1 protein-coding gene is annotated in these 1,422 nt (G+C 58.9%); it reads left to right on the top strand.

Features of this window, described 5'->3' with window-relative positions; genetic code table 11:
- Positions 1-130: 130 nt before the first annotated feature.
- The coding region (gene mobQ / locus ACQZ45_RS27015) for a MobQ family relaxase (protein ID WP_448742649.1) at positions 131-1,422 on the top strand (1,292 nt) is incomplete at its 3' end.

Below are 1,422 nucleotides of genomic sequence, written 5' to 3'. Positions count from 1 at the left end.
ACTACTTTTAGTAGTCGAAATCACCGTTCGTTGTTGCTAGCGTCGCCACCGGTAAACAGACAAGGGCGCACTTACGACTTGCGGCGCGTTTGAGCGTTTGGTCTCCCCGTTTGCGTATCGGAGATTTCGTTTGGCGATTTATCATCTCAGCACCAAGCCTGTCTCGCGCTCATCCGGTCGCAGCGCTGTGGCATCTGCCGCCTACCGTTGCGCTGTTCTTCTCGTCAATCAACGCGATGGCCTTGTGCATGACTTCACCCGGAAAGAGGGTGTGGCGCATAGTGAGATCGTGCTGCCGCAAGGCGTGTCTGCCGACTGGGCTTTGGATCGCTCGAAATTGTGGAATGCTGCCGAGTTTGCAGAAAAGCGAAAAGATGCCCGCGTCGCCCGCGAATTCGAAATCGCGCTTCCGCATGAGCTTTCGGTAGAGGGACGACTGAAGGCTGCACGTGCCTTTGCCCAGGATCTGGCAAACCGCTATGGCGCGGCCGTGGATTTTGCAATCCATTCGCCAAGCGAGCATGGTGATATCAGGAACCACCATGCGCATGTGCTGATGACGACGCGACAGGTTCGCGAAGCCGGCCTTGGCGAGAAGACTGTTCTTGAGCACAAGAACGCACGGCTGTTGGCAAACGGCATGGCGACAACCGACATGCAGCTTCGCGATATCCGGCAGTCGTGGGAAGGCATCGCCAACCGTCAGCTTCAACGCGAAGGTCTGGATGTTCGCATCGATCATCGCTCGCATATTGAGCGCGGTCTTGAGTTGTCGCCGACCGAGCATATGGGCGTGCATGCGTCGCAGATGCAGCAGCAAGGAATGGCCGTCGAGCGCGGGCGGCTGGATGACGAGGCAGCACGGCAAAATGCTGCGCTGATCCGCCAAAAGCCTGAACAGGTTCTGACGCTGATCAGCCATGAGAAGAGCGTGTTCGATCGCCACGATATCGCCAAAACCTTGCATCGCTACATCAACGATGACGCCCAAACATTCCAGAACGCCTTTGCGGCTGTTTTGGCATCACCAGCGCTCGTGGAACTTCAGGCTGAGCGCATCGATGCCGAGACAGGCGAAGTGTCCAATGCGCGCTATTCGACGCGGGAGATGATCGACCTGGAACGCGCAATGGCGCGATCGGCGGAACGGCTGCATCAGGCGCAGTCCCATGGCGTCGATCCTCGCCATGTCGAGCGTGCGATGGAGAAGCAGGATAACGCTATTCGCAAAAGTTCCGGCGGACCGTCGGCTGCGAGCGATCCGTCAGCGGGATTGTCGGGCGAACAGCGTCAGGCGATCGCGCATATTACCGGGCCAGAACGCATCGCCGCTGTGGTCGGGTTTGCCGGCGCTGGCAAATCCACCATGCTGGCAGCGGCTCGCGAGGCGTGGGAGGCTCAAGGCTATCAGGTCCATGGTGC

The organism is Agrobacterium sp. 16-2014-1-2a, from assembly GCF_053522705.1.
This window is presented reverse-complemented; position numbering and strand designations above follow the sequence as displayed.